The following is a 17,621-nucleotide window of genomic DNA, read 5'->3' on the forward strand; positions in this document are numbered from 1 at the left end:
CGGATAATTCAGGAAAACGCCCCGCCAGCAGGCAAGGCGTACAGGTATCAGTCGCGCATCGGCCCTGGTGCGACCACATCGCGTGAGCCGTTGGTGTTCATGGGGGTGACTACCCCGGCCATTTCCATGGCCTCGATCATCCGTGCGGCGCGGTTGTAGCCGATCTTGAGCTTGCGCTGCACCGACGAAATCGATGCCCGGCGGCTCTCTAGCACGAACGCCACCGCCTCGTCGTAGAGCGGGTCGCTCTCGCTGTCATCACTGTCGCCACCGCCCGTGCCGCCCTCGAAACCGCCGCCACCCTCTTCCACGCCCGCGAGAATATCGTCGTTGTAGTCCGGCGCCCCGCGTTTTTTCCATGCCTCGACCACCCGGTGCACTTCATCGTCGGAAACGAACGCACCGTGAACGCGGATCGGCAGGCTGGTGCCCGGCGGCATGTAAAGCATATCGCCGTGGCCAAGCAACTGCTCGGCGCCACCTTGGTCGATGATGGTCCGCGAGTCGATTTTGCTCGACACCTGGAACGCCATGCGGGTAGGGATGTTGGCCTTGATCAGCCCGGTGATCACGTCCACCGACGGCCGTTGGGTGGCAAGGATCAAATGGATACCGGCCGCGCGCGCCTTTTGGGCGATACGGGCGATCAGTTCTTCGACTTTCTTGCCGACGATCATCATCATGTCGGCGAATTCATCGACGACCACCACGATGGTCGGCAGGGTCGCTAGCCGTGGCGCCTCGTCTTCCATGCTCTGGCGCCGGTACAGCGGGTCGGCCAATGGCGCCCCGGCCTCTTCGGCATCCTTGACCTTGCGGTTGAAGCCGGCGAGGTTGCGTACCCCCATCGCCGCCATCAATTTGTAGCGCCGCTCCATCTCCGCCACGCTCCAGCGCAGGGCATTGGCGGCGTCTTTCATGTCCGTGACCACCGGGCACAGCAAATGCGGAATGCCTTCGTAGATCGAAAGCTCGAGCATTTTCGGGTCGATCATGATCATCCGCGCATCCTGCGGGGCGGACTTGAACAGAATCGACAAGATCATTGCATTCACCCCTACCGATTTACCGGAACCGGTCGTACCGGCCACCAGCAGGTGAGGCATTTTGGCGAGGTCGGTAATGACCGGCTTGCCGCCGATATCGTGGCCCAGCGCTAGGGTGACCGGTGATTTGGCGTCGTCATACTGGGTGGATTGCAGTACCTCGGAGAAACGCACGATCTGCCGGTCTTCGTTGGGGATTTCAATACCCACGGTGGTTTTGCCCGGAATCACCTCGACCACCCGCACGCTCATTACCGCCAGCGAACGCGCCAAGTCTTTGGCCAGGTTGGCGATGCGGCTGACTTTCACGCCGGGGGCCGGTTGTATTTCGTAGCGGGTGATCACCGGGCCGGGGTGGATGGAGTCTACCGTGACCTCGACACCGAATTCCTTGAGTTTGATTTCCAATAACTGGCCAATACTGGCCAGCGATTCGGGCGAGTATTGCACTTGTTTTTTTTCTGCCGCGTCCAGCAGGGACAACGGTGGCAAGGTGCCTTCGAGCGAGGCGTCGAACAGCGTCACTTGTTTTTCCTGTTGTGCGCGCTTGCTAGGCTCGGGGGCGTGTTCCGAAGACAACGGCACAATGGGCGGCATGTGCGGCCGTTCGACCGGCGGCCGACCGGGCGCTGGTGCCCGCACCTGCAACGCTACGGGCTCGGAGTTTTCGTCGTCTTCCCAGGGCGGCAGAATGGGCTCGATACGCGGTTCTTTGCGCGGCTCGGCACGGGGTGCGGCCGGCGCCACGACACGGGGCGCCGGCGCGCTGGTGGGCGGCATGTCCATGCTCGGTTGCACGGTGGCATCTTCCGGGCGCGCCAAGCGTTTGGCCGGCTTTACCGCGGGCGCCACGGGCGGTTCGTCGGCCAGGCGCAGTTGCGCGACCAACTGGCGGCGCTCGCTGCGCGCCGCCCACCAGCGGCTGAATACACCGTTGAACAGCTCGAGCAGGTCGAGGGTGATCTTGCCGGTGATGTCCATCACCTTGAACCATGACAGGTCGGTAAACACCGTTAGGCCGAACAGAAACAGCGCGATGAACATCAAGGTGCTGCCTTGTACGTTCAAGGCATTGCGCGCCAGGTCGCCCAGGCTTTCACCCAGGGCGCCGCCGGCCGACGCGGGCAGCCCGCTGGCACTGTGGAAATGGATATGCGCCAACGCCGCCCCTGAGAGCACCAGGAACACCAGCCCGATCAGCCGCCAAGAGAACAACCAGCCGCTCCACTGCCAAGGCTGGTGGCGTTCGCGGAAGATCTGCCAGGTTTTGATGGCGAGCAACAAGGGGAAGATATAGGCGAAGTACCCCACTACCATGAACAGGATGTCGGCCGCATAGGCGCCAGCACGGCCCGCGGCGTTCTGCACCTGGAGCGCATTGCTCGGGTGGCTGAAGCCGGGGTCGGCCTGGTCATAGGTGAGCAAGGCCATCCACAGGTACAGGCACAACGCGCCCATGGCGATCAAGGCACCTTCCTTGAGGCGGTAATGCAGTTGCAGGCGCCAAGCCGGAAGGGTATGGGGTGTAGCGGTCGACTTCTTCAAAACACGTGCTTTCCTGCGCGCCAGGTGCGCTTTACGGATAAAAAACCTACCACAGGCCGCACCGTCAACATAAACGGGCCGGGGCGTATTGTACGGCTTTGTGGGCGCCTTGCCACGCTGGCTGAACGCCACGAGCGCGATCAACGGCCTGAGGCTTCGATTTGACCATGCATTATCTTTGCTGACAAAGGCTTATAAGCAGAAATTACAAAAAGACCTTAGCCCGCTGCCCCGTTGACCACGGTGCGCACACGCAGGTTCCGCGGCGGCAGGGCAAAACGCAGCGCCAGAGGGTCGACGCCACGCACCGTAGCCACGATACTGCCCCCTCCCCTTGCGCGACGTAGGCCCCTTCCATGCTGACCTGGCTTGACCGTAACGACCTGAGCTTCCCGCCAATCGAGCGCGCCCTGCGCGAACCGAACGGCTTGCTCGCCGCCGGGGGCGACCTTTCGCCGCAACGGCTGGTTCAGGCGTACCGCCAGGGCATTTTCCCGTGGTTCGAGGAGGGCCAGCCGATTTTGTGGTGGTCCCCGGACCCACGCACCGTGTTGCGCCCGGCACAACTGCATATTTCCCGCAGCCTGGCCAAGGTGCTGCGCCAGCAGCGCTTCGAGGTGAGCTTCGACCGTGACTTCCCGGCGGTTATCCGCGCCTGCGCCGCGCCGCGCAGCTACGCCAATGGCACATGGATCACCCCCAAGATGCAGCAGGCGTATATCCAGTTGCATGAGCAAGGCATCGCCCACTGCGTCGAGGTGTGGGAAGGCGGGCAACTGGTGGGCGGCCTGTATGGGCTGGCCATGGGCAAGATATTCTTCGGCGAGTCGATGTTCAGCCGCGCCGACAACGCTTCGAAGGTCGGCTTCGTGACGCTGGTCCGGCACCTGGAACGTTCCGGTTTCGTACTGATCGATTGCCAAATGCCCACCCAGCACTTGCACAGCTTAGGGGCCCAGGCCATCAGCCGGCGCGAGTTCGCAGCGTGCTTACACACTTACGCCGACCAACCCAGCGATGTGCGGTGGACCCCACATGGGGGTGTACCGGGCATTGGGGCTGAACCACCGCACTAGGCGTTTGCCGTGGCACTGGCTTACACTGACGAGAAAACGCATCAACCGAGGGTTGATCATGACTGAGCTGGCGCGCCTGAAGTTTTATGCCACTCAACCCCATTCGTGCAGCTATTTGCCCGAGGAACAGGCCACCACGCTGTTTCTCGACCCCAGCCAGCCGATGGACGCGAGCGTGTATGCCGAGTTGTCGGAGATGGGCTTTCGGCGCAGCGGCGACCACCTATACCGCCCACATTGCCAGCGCTGCAATGCCTGCGTGCCGGCGCGTATCCCGGCCGATGACTTTATCCCGACCCGGGCGCAAAGGCGCATTCTCAAGCGCAACGCTGACCTGGCCGTGCTCAGCAGCACGCCGCGCTTCACCGAAGAATACTTCGACCTGTACCGGCGTTATATCGAGCAACGCCATGCCGACGGCGACATGTACCCGCCCAGCCGAGAGCAATTCTCTACCTTCCTGGTGCGCGACCTGCCGTTCTGCCGTTTCTTCGAGTTCCGCCGGGGCGAACAATTGATGGCGGTGGCCGTGACCGACATCCTGCCCAATGGCCTGTCGGCGGTCTACACCTTCTACGAGCCCGACGAAGAACGCCGCAGCCTGGGGCGCTTTGCAATCCTCTGGCAGGTGGCCGAGGCGCTGCGCCTCCAACTGGACGCCGTTTACCTGGGCTACTGGATAAAGAACTGCAAGAAGATGAACTACAAGACCCAGTACCGGCCCATCGAGCTGCTAATCAACCAGCGTTGGGTCACATTGAACTGAAGTCCTTGGCGTGCGGTCAGTTTTTCGGCACAATACGCGCCACTTTTTGCCTGGCGCGAAAACAAGCCGCGAGAACGCGTAGCGAGCAATGCAGAGGCAAGGCGAGCTGCCGACGAAGCGAAGTTTACCCAGCGTAAATGAGCATTCAAGGCCGCCACACCTACGCCGCCTGGCCTAGCGCAGTCGTTTTCACGCGGCCTGGATTGCTCCAGGCCACTAACTGGGATACCGAGGGTTTTACTGCATGTCGAAAGAAGACAGCTTCGAAATGGAAGGCACTGTCGTCGACACCCTGCCTAACACCATGTTCCGCGTGGAGTTGGAAAACGGGCACGTCGTTACCGCGCACATCTCTGGAAAAATGCGCAAGAACTACATCCGCATCCTGACCGGCGATAAGGTCCGGGTTGAACTGACCCCCTACGACCTCAGCAAAGGCCGCATCACCTACCGCGCCCGCTGACCCCCTTCCCAATGAAAACGCCCGGCAATGCCGGGCGTTTTCATTGGGCAAAACGTTCGCTGCGCTGTGGCAGTGAACCGGCCTGCAATCAGGCCAGTTCCGCGGCCACCTCGAAGTCGAACACCAAATCACCATCCCTAAGGTCGACGTGCACAGTGCCGCCGTGCTCGGACAGTTCGCCGAACAGGATCTCTTCGGCCAAGGGGCGCTTGATCTTGTCTTGGATCAAGCGCGCCATGGGTCGGGCGCCCATTTGCGCGTCGTAGCCTTTCTCTGCCAGCCAGCCGCGCGCCGCGTCGGTGACGTCGAGCAACACACGCTTGTCTTCGAGCTGGGCCTGTAGTTCGGTAAGGAACTTGTCGACCACGCTCTTGATGACTTCAGTATTAAGCCGGCCGAACTGGATGATGGTGTCCAGGCGGTTGCGAAATTCCGGTGTGAAGCTTTTCTTGATCACTTCCATGGCATCGGTGGAATGGTCTTGCTGGGTAAAGCCGATCGAGGCGCGCGCAGCGGTTTCCGCGCCGGCATTGGTGGTCATGATCAGGATCACATTGCGAAAATCCGCCTTGCGCCCGTTGTTGTCGGTCAGGGTACCGTGGTCCATCACCTGCAACAGCAGGTTGAAGACTTCCGGGTGGGCCTTCTCGATTTCATCGAGCAACAACACACAATGCGGCTGCTTGGTGATCGCCTCGGTCAACAAGCCCCCTTGGTCGAAGCCCACATAACCGGGCGGCGCGCCGATCAAACGCGACACCGTGTGGCGCTCCATGTATTCGGACATGTCGAAGCGAACCAATTCGATACCCATGGCCTTGGCCAACTGCCGCGCCGCTTCGGTCTTGCCCACGCCGGTCGGGCCGGCGAAGAGGAACGAGCCTACTGGCTTGTCCGGGGCCTTGAGCCCGGCCCGGGACAACTTGATAGCCGTGGCCAGCGAGTCGATGGCGGCGTCCTGGCCGAACACGGTGAGCTTCAGATCCCGTTCCAGGTTACGCAGCAGCTCTTTGTCGGAGGTGCTCACATGCTTAGGCGGAATACGCGCGATCTTGGCGATGATGTCTTCGACCTGCGGCACATCGATGCGCTTGGCCCGCTGCTCCACCGGCCGAAGGCGCTGGTACGCCCCGGCTTCGTCGATAACGTCGATGGCCTTGTCAGGCATGTGCCGATCATTGATGTAGCGCGACGCCAATTCCGCGGCGGCGCGCAGCGCCTCGTCACTGTATTCGATTTCATGGTGCTGCTCGAAACGGCCTTTCAGCCCTCGCAGGATGCCGATGGTGTCTTCCACCGACGGCTCGACCACGTCGACTTTCTGGAAACGCCGCGCCAATGCGCGATCCTTCTCGAAAATGCCGCGAAATTCCTGGAAGGTGGTCGAGCCGATACAGCGAATCTCACCGCTGGAAAGCAGCGGCTTGAGCAGGTTGGAGGCATCCATTACCCCCCCTGACGCCGCGCCGGCACCTATGATGGTGTGGATTTCGTCGATGAACAGGATCGCCTGCGGGCGCTTGCGCAGCTCACCGAGCAACGCCTTGAAGCGTTTTTCGAAATCGCCGCGGTATTTGGTGCCGGCGAGCAGGGCCCCCAAGTCGAGTGAATACACCACACTGTTGGCCAGCAGATCTGGCACCTGGCTGTCGACGATGCGCTTGGCCAGCCCTTCGGCAATGGCGGTTTTACCTACCCCGGCTTCGCCGACCAGCAGCGGGTTGTTCTTGCGCCGGCGGGCGAGGATCTGCGCCACGCGCTCCACCTCGTTCTCGCGGCCCACCAGCGGGTCGATACGGCCCTGGCGCGCTAGCTCGTTCAGGTTGCTGGCATAGGCATCCAGAGGATTGCCTGAGGAAGAAGCCTCACCACCCTCGTCTTCCTGCATTTCCTGCTCACCCTCGGAATGATCGCCCGCCCCCGGCACCTTGGAGATGCCATGGGCGATGTAGTTGACCACATCGATACGCGCAACGCTTTGCTGCTTGAGCAGGAACACCGCTTGGCTTTCCTGTTCGCTGAAGATCGCCACCAGCACATTGGCACCGGTCACTTCGCGTTTGCCCGAGCTTTGCACATGGAACACGGCACGCTGCAGCACCCGTTGAAAGCCCAGGGTCGGCTGGGTTTCCCGGTCTTCGTCGTGCACCGGAATCAGCGGCGTGGTCGAATCGATGAATTCTTGCAGGTCATGCTTGAGTTTATCGAGGTTCGCGCCGCAGGCCCGTAGAACGGTCGCGGCCGCCTCGTTATCCAACAAGGCCAACAGAAGGTGCTCGACCGTCATGAATTCATGACGTTTGGAGCGCGCTTCCTTGAAGGCCAGGTTGAGGGTGACTTCGAGCTCGCGGTTTAACATAGCTTCACCTCATACCAAGTGGTCGGCGTCTAACCGTCCTTCTCGATTTCACAGAGTAGCGGATGCTGGCTTTCCCTGGCGTATTGGTTGACCTGCATGGCTTTCGTCTCGGCGATGTCCCGGGTGTACAACCCGCATACCGCCCGCCCTTCGGTGTGGACGGTCAGCATTACCTTGGTCGCGAGTTCGCGATTGAGGTTGAAGAACATTTCCAGAACCTCGACGACGAAATCCATAGGCGTGTAGTCGTCGTTGAACAACACCACCTTGTACATTGGCGGTGCTTGCAGCGCAGGCTTGGATTCCTGCACCGCCACACCCGCTGCGTCGTCCTCACCGGGCAGCGGGCGATCCTGATTGAATGTTAGTCGAATTCGGTTCGATGCATGCATGGGAAGACGGTTCATCGTTCAGCGAATAAAAGGTTGAGGGTTGGAGTGATGTCGGGATTGATACTCGGCCGCCGCATGACCTTGACTATCGGCAAAACGGTGTTACAAACAGTAGAACCCACATTGGGGAATAAAGGTCCGCGCCGTCAAATAAAATTTTTTTTGCCGGCGCGCGGGCCAGGTGGATGATACCCCACAGAAGGGGTCTTTGCAGAGGGATATGGGTATGCTGATCGGCAAAGTCAAGTGGTTCAACAATGCCAAGGGCTACGGGTTCATTAACGAAGAGGGCAAGTCCGAGGATTTGTTCGCTCATTTTTCAGCCATCCGGATGGACGGCTACAAAACCCTGAAAGCCGGCCAGCCCGTGGAATTCGAAATCGTCCAGGGGCCTAAAGGGCTGCACGCGGTGAACATCAGTGCGGCCAGCGAAGCGATCCGTTCGCCGGCGCCCGCTGAGATCACGGCGCGCGCGCCCGCCTGACCACCACCACCACGGCGAAAACCGGCGGCGCCGGTTTTCGAGCTTTCTGCGGGGCGCTGTCCCGGCCATTCTCCCTATTCCCTCTGATTCGCCGTTCCCCATCTGCCTAGCGTTATGTATCGACGTTCGCACCAATATTGATCCATCAGTGTTGTGGCCGGGCCAGGCGCCACCCGGCAACACAGGGCGCGGACATAAGCGTACGGCCAACGCCAGAGACACGCCTCCACCTTTGGTCTTGATGCTTAAGACGCAAGGTTTGATATACTTCGCCGGTGACCGCCGGGTCATGGGCGCCGCAGGGCCTTGATCGCCGCCTTGCCGAGGTTCGCCGGTCTGGTCATTTGTTTCAGAAGGTTACGCCGTAACCCCGGCGCGACCGCTTGACGCTCGACTGATGCACCCACCATCACCGCGAAGCCGTCTCGACTTGCGGCCACGGGCTCGGCCCCTGATCGCAAGCGCCTACCCTGCGCATTCGAGCCGCCCAGCATGCTCAGCAAAACAGAGAGTTAACCTGATATGCCCACCCGTTCGAAAATCATCTACACCTTCACCGACGAAGCCCCGGCCCTGGCCACCTACTCCCTGCTGCCCATCATCGAAGCGTTTACCGCTTGCGCCGATATCGCCGTCGAAACCCGCGACATCTCCCTGGCGGGCCGTATCTTGGCGAGCTTCCCCGAGCAACTGGGCGAACGCAAGGTAACCGACGACCTGGCCGAACTGGGCCAACTGGCCACCACACCGGAAGCCAACATCGTCAAGTTGCCGAACATCAGCGCCTCGGTACCGCAACTAAAGGCCGCTATCAAAGAATTGCAGGCCAAGGGCTACAACGTCCCCGACTACCCCGACACCCCGGCCAGCGAGGCCGAGAAAGACGCCCGCCTGCGCTATGACAAGATCAAGGGCAGCGCCGTGAACCCGGTACTGCGTGAAGGCAACTCCGACCGCCGCGCGCCGTTGTCGGTCAAGAACTATGCGCGCAAGCACCCGCACAAAATGGGCGCCTGGGCGGCCGACTCCAAATCCCACGTTGCCCATATGCAAGCCGGCGACTTCTATGGCAGCGAAAAGGCCGCGCTGATCGAGCGCGATGGCGCCGTGAAGATCGAGCTGGTGGCTAACGACGGCAGCACCACGGTGCTGAAGGAAAAAACCAGCGTGCTGGCCGGTGAGATCATCGACTCGGCCGTGTTGAGCAAAAAGGCGCTGCGCGAATTCGTCGCCGCCCAGATCGAAGACGCCAAGCAGTTGGGCGTGCTGTTCTCGGTGCACCTGAAGGCCACCATGATGAAGGTTTCCGACCCGATCATGTTTGGCCAATTTGTCGAAGTATTTTATGCCGATGCGCTGAGCAAACATGCGTCGGCATTGCAGCAGGCCGGCTTCAACCCCAACAACGGTATCGGTGACCTTTACGCCAGCATCCAGAAGCTGCCGACCGAACAGCGCGACGCCATCGAAGCCGATGTGAAGGCTGTATATGCCCAGCGCCCCGCGCTGGCGATGGTCAACTCCGACAAGGGCATCACCAACCTTCACGTTCCCAGCGACGTGATCGTCGACGCCTCGATGCCGGCGATGATTCGCGACTCCGGGCGCATGTGGAACGCTGAAGGCCAGTTGCAAGACACCAAGGCGATCATTCCCGACCGCTGCTATGCAACCATCTACCAGGCCGTGATCGAAGACTGCAAGCAACACGGCGCGTTCGACCCCACCACCATGGGCAGCGTACCTAACGTCGGCCTGATGGCGCAGAAGGCCGAGGAATACGGTTCGCACGATAAAACCTTCCAGTTGGCCACGGCCGGCGTGGTCCGCGTGACCGACACCCAGGGCAAGGTTCTGATGGAGCAGCCCGTGGAAGCCGGCGACATTTTCCGCATGTGCCAAACCAAAGACGCGCCCATCCAGGACTGGGTAAAACTGGCAGTTAATCGCGCACGGCTGTCGAACACCCCTGCGCTGTTCTGGCTCGACCCCGCCCGTGCCCACGATGCGCAGGTGATCGCCAAGGTTGAAAAATACCTCAAGGACCACGACACCAACGGCCTGGACATCCGCATACTGACGCCGGTCGAGGCCATGGCCGTGTCGCTGGAGCGGATCCGCGCCGGCAAAGACACCATTTCGGTTACCGGTAACGTGCTGCGTGACTACCTGACCGACCTGTTCCCGATCATGGAACTGGGCACCAGCGCCAAGATGCTGTCGATCGTGCCGTTGATGAACGGCGGTGGGCTGTTCGAGACAGGCGCGGGCGGCTCGGCGCCCAAGCACGTGCAGCAATTGGTCGAGGAGAACTTCCTGCGCTGGGATTCGCTGGGCGAATTCCTGGCATTGGCGGCTTCCCTTGAGCACCTGGGCCAGCAGTACAGCAACCCCAAGGCGAAGGTGCTAGCCAGTACACTGGACAAAGCCACCGGCCAGTTCCTTGACAACAATAAGTCGCCAGCCCGCAAAGTGGGGGGTATCGATAACCGCGGCAGCCACTTCTACCTGGCCACCTATTGGGCCCAGGCCCTGGCCGCGCAGAACGAAGACGCCGCCATCGCGCAGTTGTTCGCCCCCTTGGCAAAAACCTTGGCCGACAACGAAGACACCATCGTCGCCGAGCTTGGCGCTGTACAAGGCAAGCCCGTGGATATCGGCGGCTACTACTTCGCCGACCCGAAAGCGGCCAGTGAGGTGATGCGCCCTAGCGCCACCCTCAACGCCGCCATCGCGTCGCTGAAATAACGCGGCGCCCGCGCCGCGAACCGAACCCCGGCCCGCGCCGGGGTTCTTTTTTCATGAAGAGCGTGCAATGAGCTGGCAGCCCCATATCACCGTCGCCACCTTGGTGCAGGACGGCGAGCGTTTTTTGTTCGTCGAAGAGCACAAGGCCGGGCGCGACGTACTCAACCAACCCGCGGGCCACCTCGAAGCCGGCGAAACCCTGCGCCAGGCGGCGCTGCGTGAAACCCTCGAAGAGACCGCCTGGTCCGTGGCGCTGACCGGCGTCAGCGGCATCTACCTGTATACCGCCCCAAGCAACGGCGTAACCTACCAACGTGTATGCTTCAGCGCCCACCCGCTGCGCCACGACCCACACCGCGCCCTGGATGATGGCATATTGCGTGCTGTGTGGCTGACACGCGACCAATTGGCCGCAGCCGCCAACCGCTGGCGCAGCGAACTGGTGCTGCGCTGCCTGGACGACTACCTTGAAAGGGGCGCCTACCCCTTGGACGTGGTGTGCGACTGAGGGCACCAGTCAGGTTTTTGCGCCGCGCCGCCGACCTGTTAGAATCCGCCTCTTTTCATTCGATACCTGCGCTAGCCCTATGCCCGTTTCCCAGCCCGCCTCGAACAACACGCGCGTGATCGTCGGCATGTCCGGCGGCGTCGACTCCTCCGTGTCTGCCCTGTTACTGCTCGAACAGGGGTATCAGGTCGAAGGCCTGTTCATGAAAAACTGGGAGGAAGACGACGGCACGGAATACTGCACCGCCCGCGAAGACCTTGCCGACGCCCAGGCCGTTTGCGACCGCCTCGGGATCCGTTTGCATACCGCCAATTTCGCCGCCGAGTATTGGGATAACGTATTCGAGCATTTTTTGGCCGAGTACAAGGCCGGGCGCACACCGAACCCGGATATCCTGTGCAACCGTGAAATCAAGTTCAAAGCCTTCCTGGACTATGCCTTGGGCCTGGGCGCAGATCTGATCGCCACCGGCCATTACGTGCGCCGCCGTGACTGCGACGGCACGGCGCAGTTGCTCAAGGGGTTAGACCCGAACAAAGACCAGAGCTATTTCCTGCACGCCGTGGGCGGCGCGCAAATCGCCCGCAGTTTGTTCCCGGTCGGCGAACTGGAAAAACCCCAGGTACGCGCCATTGCCGAACGCCACGGCCTGGCCACGGCCAAGAAAAAAGACTCCACCGGCATCTGCTTTATCGGTGAGCGCCGCTTCAGCGACTTCCTCAAGCAATACCTGCCGGCCCAGCCTGGCGAGATCCACACCACCACGGGCGACGTGATCGGCCAACACCATGGCCTGATGTATCACACCATTGGCCAGCGCCAGGGCCTGGGCATCGGCGGCCTGAAAGACGCCAGTGACGACCCCTGGTACGTGTTGGCCAAAGACTTGGCGCGCAACGTACTGGTGGTGGGCCAGGGCAATGAGCACCCGATGTTGTTTTCCGGCGCGCTGCACGCCACCGAGCTGTATTGGGTGAACCCGGTCGAGATCAGCGCACCGCGCCGGCTTACCGCCAAGGTGCGCTACCGCCAGGCTGACCAAAGCTGCACGCTGGAACGCAGCGAACAGGGCTATCGCGCGGTATTTGATACCCCGCAGCGCGCGGTCACCCCGGGACAGTCGGTGGTGTTCTACGACGGCGAGGTTTGCCTAGGTGGCGGCGTGATCGAATACGCCGAGGCTTTTTACCGGAACAAGGATACAGCGGCATGAGCGGTACCTTGCACGAACAACTGACGGCACTGGGGGCGGTGTTCGAGGCGGCGGTACTGGTCGACCGCATCGCCAAGACCGGCCAGGTCAGCGAAGCGGAACTGGCGTGCATGCTCGGCAGCTTATTGGTGCGCGACCCACGGGACACCCTCGACGTGTTCGGCGGCAGCGACCTGCACTTGCGTGAGGGCTACGGCGCCCTGGCCGGTGCACTGGAGCGCGACCCCGCGGCGCTGCAACGTGAACCGTTGCGCTATGCCCTATCGATGTTGGGCTTGGAGCGCCAGTTGGCTAAACGGGGCGACATGCTCGAACTGATTGGCCGGCGCCTACCGCAGTTGCAGTCGCAAGTGGAGCACTTTGGCCCGGCCCACGAAAACGTCATCGCCGCCAGTGGCGCCCTGTACCAAGACACCCTTAGCACCTTGCGCCAGCGCATCCAGGTACACGGGGACATGCGCCACCTGCAACAGCCGAGCAACGCCTCGAAAATCCGCGCGCTGCTGCTGGCCGGTATCCGCTGCGCCCGGTTGTGGCGCCAGTTAGGTGGCAACCGCTGGCAATTGTTGTTCAGCCGGCGCAAGCTGCTGCGGGCGTTGTATCCGATGCTTGGGGGTAATGGTTGACCGCCACGCGCACCCCGTTGGGCCGCGTTGCCCCTTGCGTGAAGCTTGGCCCCTTGCATGCATTTGTCGATCTAATTCGTGTATGCTATGCGCCCTTTTTGTAGCCCGACTGTCCGAGAACCCCCATGCAGCTTTCTTCGCTCACTGCGGTTTCCCCTGTAGACGGCCGCTATGCCGGCAAGACCCAGGCCTTGCGCGCCATCTTCAGCGAATATGGCCTGATTCGTTTTCGCGCCCTGGTCGAAGTGCGCTGGCTGCAACGCCTGGCCGCGCATCCGCAAGTCGCCGAAGTCGCCCCGCTCAGCGCCGCTGCCAATGCCCTGCTCGATGAACTGGCCACTGACTTCTCCCTCGAGCATGCCGAGCGGGTCAAGGAGATCGAGCGCACCACCAACCACGACGTGAAGGCAATCGAATACCTGCTCAAGGAGCAGGCCGCCAAATTGCCGGAACTGGCCAAGGTCAGCGAATTCATCCACTTTGCCTGCACCAGCGAAGACATCAACAACCTGTCCCACGCGCTGATGCTGCGCGAGGGTCGCGACAGCGTGCTGCTGCCCCTGATGCGCCAAATCGCCGACGCCATCCGCGAGTTGGCCATTCGCTTCGCCGAAGTGCCCATGCTGTCGCGTACCCATGGCCAGCCGGCCTCGCCCACCACCCTGGGCAAGGAGTTGGCCAACGTCGCCTACCGCCTGCGCCGGCAAATCGACCAGGTTGCTGCCGTACCGCTGCTGGGCAAGATCAACGGCGCCGTGGGTAACTACAACGCTCACCTGGCGGCCTACCCGCAAGTGGATTGGGAAGCCAACGCCCGCGCCTTCATCGAAGAGGGGCTGGGGCTGGTGTTCAACCCCTATACTACGCAGATCGAGCCACACGATTACATCGCCGAACTGTTCGACGCGATCACCCGCTTCAACACCATCTTGATCGACTTCGACCGGGACGTATGGGGCTATATCTCCCTGGGTTACTTCAAGCAGCGCACCGTGGCCGGCGAGATCGGTTCGTCGACCATGCCGCACAAGGTCAACCCGATCGACTTCGAAAACTCCGAAGGCAACCTGGGGCTGGCCAATGCACTGTTCCAGCACCTGGCCCGCAAGCTGCCGATCTCACGCTGGCAGCGCGACCTCACCGACTCTACTGTGCTGCGCAACCTCGGCGTAGGCTTCGCCCATAGCGTGATCGCCTACGAGGCCAGCCTCAAGGGTATCGGCAAGCTGGAAATCAACAGCGCCCGCCTGGCGGCCGACCTCGATGCTTGCTGGGAAGTCCTGGCTGAACCGATCCAGACGGTGATGCGCCGATACAACGTCGAGAACCCGTATGAGAAGCTCAAGGAGCTGACCCGCGGCAAAGGCATCAGCGCCGATGTACTCAAAACCTTCATCGACGCCTTGGCCATTCCCGACGCCGCGAAAGCCGAACTGCATCAGCTCACACCGGCCAACTATATTGGCAACGCCGCCGCGCAGGCCAAGCGCATCTGAACCGTGACCGCCTGAGACGCCCGGCCTAGGCCGGGCGTTTTTCTTTGCGCATTGCATTATTTAACAGTGGGTTATGTATGAATAACGATACTTCTCTTGAACTTCTCGGCGGCCTGACCGCGCGGCAGTTCTTACGTGACTACTGGCAAAAAAAACCGCTATTGATTCGCCAGGCCTTCCCTGCTTTCCAAAACCCACTTGAACCCGATGAACTGGCCGGTTTGGCACTGGAGGACGAAATCGAGTCGCGCATCGTGCTCGAGCATGGCGCCCAACCCTGGGAACTGCGCCGCGGGCCCTTTGCCGAAGACACCTTCAGCACCCTGCCCGAGCGCGACTGGACCCTGTTGGTACAAGCGGTGGACCAATTCGTGCCCGAAGTGAACAGCCTGCTCGATCATTTCCGCTTTCTGCCCACCTGGCGCATCGACGACGTGATGGTCAGCTACGCCGCACCGGGCGGGGGCGTTGGCCCGCATTTCGACAATTATGATGTATTCCTGTTGCAAGGCCATGGCCACCGCACCTGGAGGCTGGGGCAAATGTGCACCGGTGACAGCCCGCTGCTCGAGCACACCGACCTGCGCATCTTGGCCGATTTCGACGAAAGCCAAAGCTTTACCCTGGAGCCGGGCGACATGCTCTATTTACCGCCTCGCCTGGCCCACTTCGGCACCGCTGATGACGAATGCATGACCTACAGTGTGGGCTTTCGCGCACCCAGTGCGACGGAAGTGCTGACCCACTTTACTGATTTTCTCGGGCAGTTCATCCCCGATGAAGAGCGTTACAGCGACGCCGATACCACCCCTGCGGCGGACCCAACGCAACTGCAACACGACGCATTGGCCCGGCTCAAGGCGCTGGTTAACAAGCACATGAACGATGATCACCTGCTGCTAACGTGGTTCGGCCAGTTCATGACTGAACCACGGTATCCAGAGCGGGTGAACGGCGATGCCCTGCCGCCGAGCGAGCTGCGCCAGCACCTTGCCGAAGGCGCCCTACTGGTCCGCAACCCTAGCGCGCGCCTGGCCTGGGCCGAAATGGACGGCTACGTGACGCTGTTCGCCAGCGGCCAAAGCCGCTTGCTCGAACCACGCCTGCGTGAACTGCTTAAACAAGTCTGCAGCGCCGATGCCCTGCACAGCGACAACCTGGGGGAATGGCTGGAAGATGAAGAAGCGCTGATGCTGCTGTGCCAATTGGTAGAACAAGGCAGCCTGGGGTTTGCCGTCGATGAATGAGATCAGTGTACGAGTAGCGGATTGGCACCGCGACTACAACGATATCCACCGCATTCGCCAGGCGGTGTTCGTCACTGAACAAGCGGTACCGCCCGAGCAGGAATGGGACGGCGAAGACGACACCGCCGTGCACTTTTTGGCTTGCGAAGGCGAGTTCGCCGTGGGCACCGCCCGCCTCACCCCTGACGGCCATATTGGCCGGGTGGCGGTGCTGAAAGACTGGCGCGGGCTGAACATCGGCCACGCGCTATTGCAGGCCGCCCTCGCCCAGGCCGACCGGCAAGGCTTGCATGAGCAAAAGTTGACCGCGCAAGTACATGCCAGCGCGTTCTATGAGCGCCAGGGCTTTGAAGTGGTCAGCGAGGAGTTCCTCGAGGCCGGCATTGCCCATGTCGATATGCTGCGCCGCAGTTGACAGCAACGTACCCGCGGCAAGCGGCATAAGCCATACTGGGGACAGAAGGGGCCGTGCGCCATGGCCCCACCGCGGAGCCCCCATGCGATGCCGCCACGCCTTTTGCTCGCTGCCCTTACCATGGCCTGGTGCAGCCTGGCCCAGGCCGCTACCCAAGTGCTCGCCCTGCATTACCGCACCAGTGCCGAGCTGTTACCCATCGCCCAGTCGTTTTTGGGGCGCGACGGCGATGTCCAAGCGTATGGGAATCAACTGGTGGTATCGGCAGAGCCCAGCAAGATCGACGAACTCACCGCACTGCTCGAACGCATCGACCGCCCGGCCCGGCGCCTGCTGATCAGCGTCGATACCCGCGACAGCAACCACAGCGATGCCAGCGGCTACACGCTCAACAATGGCGAGCAGGGCCGTATCATCCGCTATGGCACTGCCAACCGCAGCGGCGGCGTACAGCAGGTGCAAACCACCGAAGGCACGCCAGCGTTGATCCAGGTAGGCCAGAGCGTGCCGGTAACCTCCACCCGCAGCGACGGCTATGGGGCGTGGCAAAGCGATACCCAGTATCGCAATGCAACCCGGGGGTTCTACGTGACGGCCAGCGTCACCAGTGATCAAGTGCACCTGGCCATCAGTAGCAATGATGACCGCGTCAGCCAGCAGCGCCCAGACGTGATCAACGTGCAAAGCACGGCCACCCAGGTAACGGGCCACCTGGGTGAGTGGATTACCTTGGCCGGCGTGAACGAAAACAGCCAGGCTGACCAGAACACCTTGGCCAAGCGGTACTCCACTGAAGGCCGCACGGATATGACGCTCAGGGTCAAGGTAGACGCACTGCAGTAAACCCACGATTCACAAGCCCTGAACCGACCAACGAGTCACACCGGCTCGATTATGTAGTGACTTTATTTTTACACTACGAAATGTTTGACGGCGCCTTTATCGCTAGGCATGATGGCCTCGCTCCCGCTGATCAGGGGCCCGGTAAGGGCTTCAGGTACACTCTTCATCACCCCGAATGAGTGATACTGCGGTTGTACCGCCTACAAGGCGGTGCAACACGTAGGCGACAGGGGTGATGTGGTGCCGAGCATTGCAACTTTCGAATGGTTGTAGGCCCCGGGCGGGCGATTTTGGAGTGCCCTTCCAAAAATACTACATTTTTTGGAGCGACCACTACCCAGGCCGCAAAGCGGCATGCCCTGAGCCCTTCGTTCGCATTTGCGCTCAGGCCTTC

The 17,621-nt window shown here is 61.4% G+C and carries 15 protein-coding genes; 12 read left to right on the plus strand and 3 right to left on the minus strand.

Annotated elements, in window-relative coordinates; all coding sequences use genetic code 11:
• Window positions 1-47: 47 nt before the first annotated feature.
• On the minus strand, window positions 48-2,591 hold the full coding sequence (locus HAQ05_RS18655) for a DNA translocase FtsK (protein WP_190423255.1): 2,544 nt from the start codon (window positions 2,589-2,591) through the stop codon (window positions 48-50).
• A 356-nt stretch (window positions 2,592-2,947) separates the two neighbouring features.
• Between HAQ05_RS18655 and aat the strand changes: the two genes are divergently transcribed.
• The 3 genes from aat (at window position 2,948) to infA (ending at window position 4,896) form a co-directional block, all read left to right on the plus strand.
• Window positions 2,948-3,667: a leucyl/phenylalanyl-tRNA--protein transferase gene (gene aat, locus HAQ05_RS18660; protein ID WP_190423257.1), complete on the plus strand. Its 720-nt coding sequence runs from the start codon at window positions 2,948-2,950 to the stop codon at window positions 3,665-3,667.
• Between the two features lie 58 nt (window positions 3,668-3,725).
• Entirely contained in the window at window positions 3,726-4,433 is a 708-nt protein-coding gene (locus tag HAQ05_RS18665; RefSeq protein WP_190423259.1) for an arginyltransferase, read from the plus strand.
• Between the two features lie 244 nt (window positions 4,434-4,677).
• The gene (infA, locus tag HAQ05_RS18670) at window positions 4,678-4,896 is read left to right on the plus strand and encodes a translation initiation factor IF-1 (protein ID WP_002553999.1); all 219 of its coding nucleotides are present in this window, start codon (window positions 4,678-4,680) and stop codon (window positions 4,894-4,896) included.
• Between the two features lie 88 nt (window positions 4,897-4,984).
• Here infA and clpA read toward each other — a convergent pair whose 3' ends face one another.
• Together clpA and clpS are read right to left on the minus strand one after the other, a co-directional pair.
• On the minus strand, window positions 4,985-7,255 hold the full coding sequence (clpA, locus tag HAQ05_RS18675) for an ATP-dependent Clp protease ATP-binding subunit ClpA (RefSeq protein WP_190423261.1): 2,271 nt from the start codon (window positions 7,253-7,255) through the stop codon (window positions 4,985-4,987).
• A 29-nt stretch (window positions 7,256-7,284) separates the two neighbouring features.
• Window positions 7,285-7,647: an ATP-dependent Clp protease adapter ClpS gene (gene clpS / locus HAQ05_RS18680; RefSeq protein ID WP_190423263.1), complete on the minus strand. Its 363-nt coding sequence runs from the start codon at window positions 7,645-7,647 to the stop codon at window positions 7,285-7,287.
• A gap of 226 nt (window positions 7,648-7,873) precedes the next feature.
• Here clpS and cspD point away from each other — a divergent pair, with 226 nt between their 5' ends.
• The 9 genes from cspD (at window position 7,874) to HAQ05_RS18725 (ending at window position 17,227) form a co-directional block, all read left to right on the plus strand.
• Complete coding sequence (gene cspD / locus HAQ05_RS18685; protein ID WP_190423265.1) at window positions 7,874-8,131, plus strand: cold shock domain-containing protein CspD; 258 nt, start codon at window positions 7,874-7,876, stop codon at window positions 8,129-8,131.
• 522 nt (window positions 8,132-8,653) lie between these two features.
• Window positions 8,654-10,879, plus strand: coding sequence for an NADP-dependent isocitrate dehydrogenase (locus HAQ05_RS18690; RefSeq protein ID WP_190423267.1), 2,226 nt, complete (start codon window positions 8,654-8,656; stop codon window positions 10,877-10,879).
• 67 nt (window positions 10,880-10,946) lie between these two features.
• Window positions 10,947-11,387 (plus strand): NUDIX hydrolase, encoded by a 441-nt coding sequence (locus tag HAQ05_RS18695; protein ID WP_190423269.1) that lies wholly within the window; start codon window positions 10,947-10,949, stop codon window positions 11,385-11,387.
• 79 nt (window positions 11,388-11,466) lie between these two features.
• Complete coding sequence (gene mnmA, locus HAQ05_RS18700) at window positions 11,467-12,600, plus strand: tRNA 2-thiouridine(34) synthase MnmA (RefSeq protein WP_190423272.1); 1,134 nt, start codon at window positions 11,467-11,469, stop codon at window positions 12,598-12,600.
• Complete coding sequence (gene hflD, locus HAQ05_RS18705) at window positions 12,597-13,226, plus strand: high frequency lysogenization protein HflD (RefSeq protein ID WP_190423274.1); 630 nt, start codon at window positions 12,597-12,599, stop codon at window positions 13,224-13,226. The genes mnmA and hflD overlap by 4 nt, the downstream gene beginning before the upstream one ends.
• 125 nt (window positions 13,227-13,351) lie before the next feature.
• Window positions 13,352-14,722, plus strand: coding sequence for an adenylosuccinate lyase (gene purB, locus HAQ05_RS18710; RefSeq protein WP_190423276.1), 1,371 nt, complete (start codon window positions 13,352-13,354; stop codon window positions 14,720-14,722).
• 77 nt (window positions 14,723-14,799) lie between these two features.
• Window positions 14,800-15,969 carry a ribosomal protein uL16 3-hydroxylase gene (locus HAQ05_RS18715; protein ID WP_190423278.1) on the plus strand — a complete coding sequence of 390 codons (1,170 nt, stop codon included), beginning with the start codon at window positions 14,800-14,802 and terminating at the stop codon, window positions 15,967-15,969.
• Window positions 15,962-16,384 carry a GNAT family N-acetyltransferase gene (locus tag HAQ05_RS18720; protein WP_190423280.1) on the plus strand — a complete coding sequence of 141 codons (423 nt, stop codon included), beginning with the start codon at window positions 15,962-15,964 and terminating at the stop codon, window positions 16,382-16,384. Before HAQ05_RS18715 ends, HAQ05_RS18720 begins: the two co-directional genes overlap by 8 nt.
• Window positions 16,385-16,471: 87 nt before the next feature.
• Entirely contained in the window at window positions 16,472-17,227 is a 756-nt protein-coding gene (locus HAQ05_RS18725; RefSeq protein WP_190423283.1) for a secretin N-terminal domain-containing protein, read from the plus strand.
• The last annotated feature ends 394 nt before the right edge of the window (window positions 17,228-17,621 follow it).

The sequence above is a fragment of the Pseudomonas typographi genome (genome assembly GCF_014694385.1).
Classification (GTDB): Bacteria; Pseudomonadota; Gammaproteobacteria; order Pseudomonadales; family Pseudomonadaceae; genus Aquipseudomonas; species Aquipseudomonas typographi.

What these genes read in the sequence shown, in the direction of transcription:
- HAQ05_RS18665 (WP_190423259.1), top strand. Translation starts at nt 3,726, where the DNA reads ATGACTGAGCTGGCGCGCCTGAAGTTTTATGCCACTCAACCCCATTCG.
- HAQ05_RS18690 (WP_190423267.1), top strand. Translation starts at nt 8,654, where the DNA reads ATGCCCACCCGTTCGAAAATCATCTACACCTTCACCGACGAAGCCCCG.
- clpA (WP_190423261.1), bottom strand. Translation starts at nt 7,255, where the DNA reads ATGTTAAACCGCGAGCTCGAAGTCACCCTCAACCTGGCCTTCAAGGAA.
- hflD (WP_190423274.1), top strand. Translation starts at nt 12,597, where the DNA reads ATGAGCGGTACCTTGCACGAACAACTGACGGCACTGGGGGCGGTGTTC.
- infA (WP_002553999.1), top strand. Translation starts at nt 4,678, where the DNA reads ATGTCGAAAGAAGACAGCTTCGAAATGGAAGGCACTGTCGTCGACACC.
- clpS (WP_190423263.1), bottom strand. Translation starts at nt 7,647, where the DNA reads ATGCATGCATCGAACCGAATTCGACTAACATTCAATCAGGATCGCCCG.
- aat (WP_190423257.1), top strand. Translation starts at nt 2,948, where the DNA reads ATGCTGACCTGGCTTGACCGTAACGACCTGAGCTTCCCGCCAATCGAG.
- HAQ05_RS18720 (WP_190423280.1), top strand. Translation starts at nt 15,962, where the DNA reads ATGAATGAGATCAGTGTACGAGTAGCGGATTGGCACCGCGACTACAAC.
- HAQ05_RS18715 (WP_190423278.1), top strand. Translation starts at nt 14,800, where the DNA reads ATGAATAACGATACTTCTCTTGAACTTCTCGGCGGCCTGACCGCGCGG.
- HAQ05_RS18695 (WP_190423269.1), top strand. Translation starts at nt 10,947, where the DNA reads ATGAGCTGGCAGCCCCATATCACCGTCGCCACCTTGGTGCAGGACGGC.
- purB (WP_190423276.1), top strand. Translation starts at nt 13,352, where the DNA reads ATGCAGCTTTCTTCGCTCACTGCGGTTTCCCCTGTAGACGGCCGCTAT.
- cspD (WP_190423265.1), top strand. Translation starts at nt 7,874, where the DNA reads ATGCTGATCGGCAAAGTCAAGTGGTTCAACAATGCCAAGGGCTACGGG.
- mnmA (WP_190423272.1), top strand. Translation starts at nt 11,467, where the DNA reads ATGCCCGTTTCCCAGCCCGCCTCGAACAACACGCGCGTGATCGTCGGC.
- HAQ05_RS18725 (WP_190423283.1), top strand. Translation starts at nt 16,472, where the DNA reads ATGCCGCCACGCCTTTTGCTCGCTGCCCTTACCATGGCCTGGTGCAGC.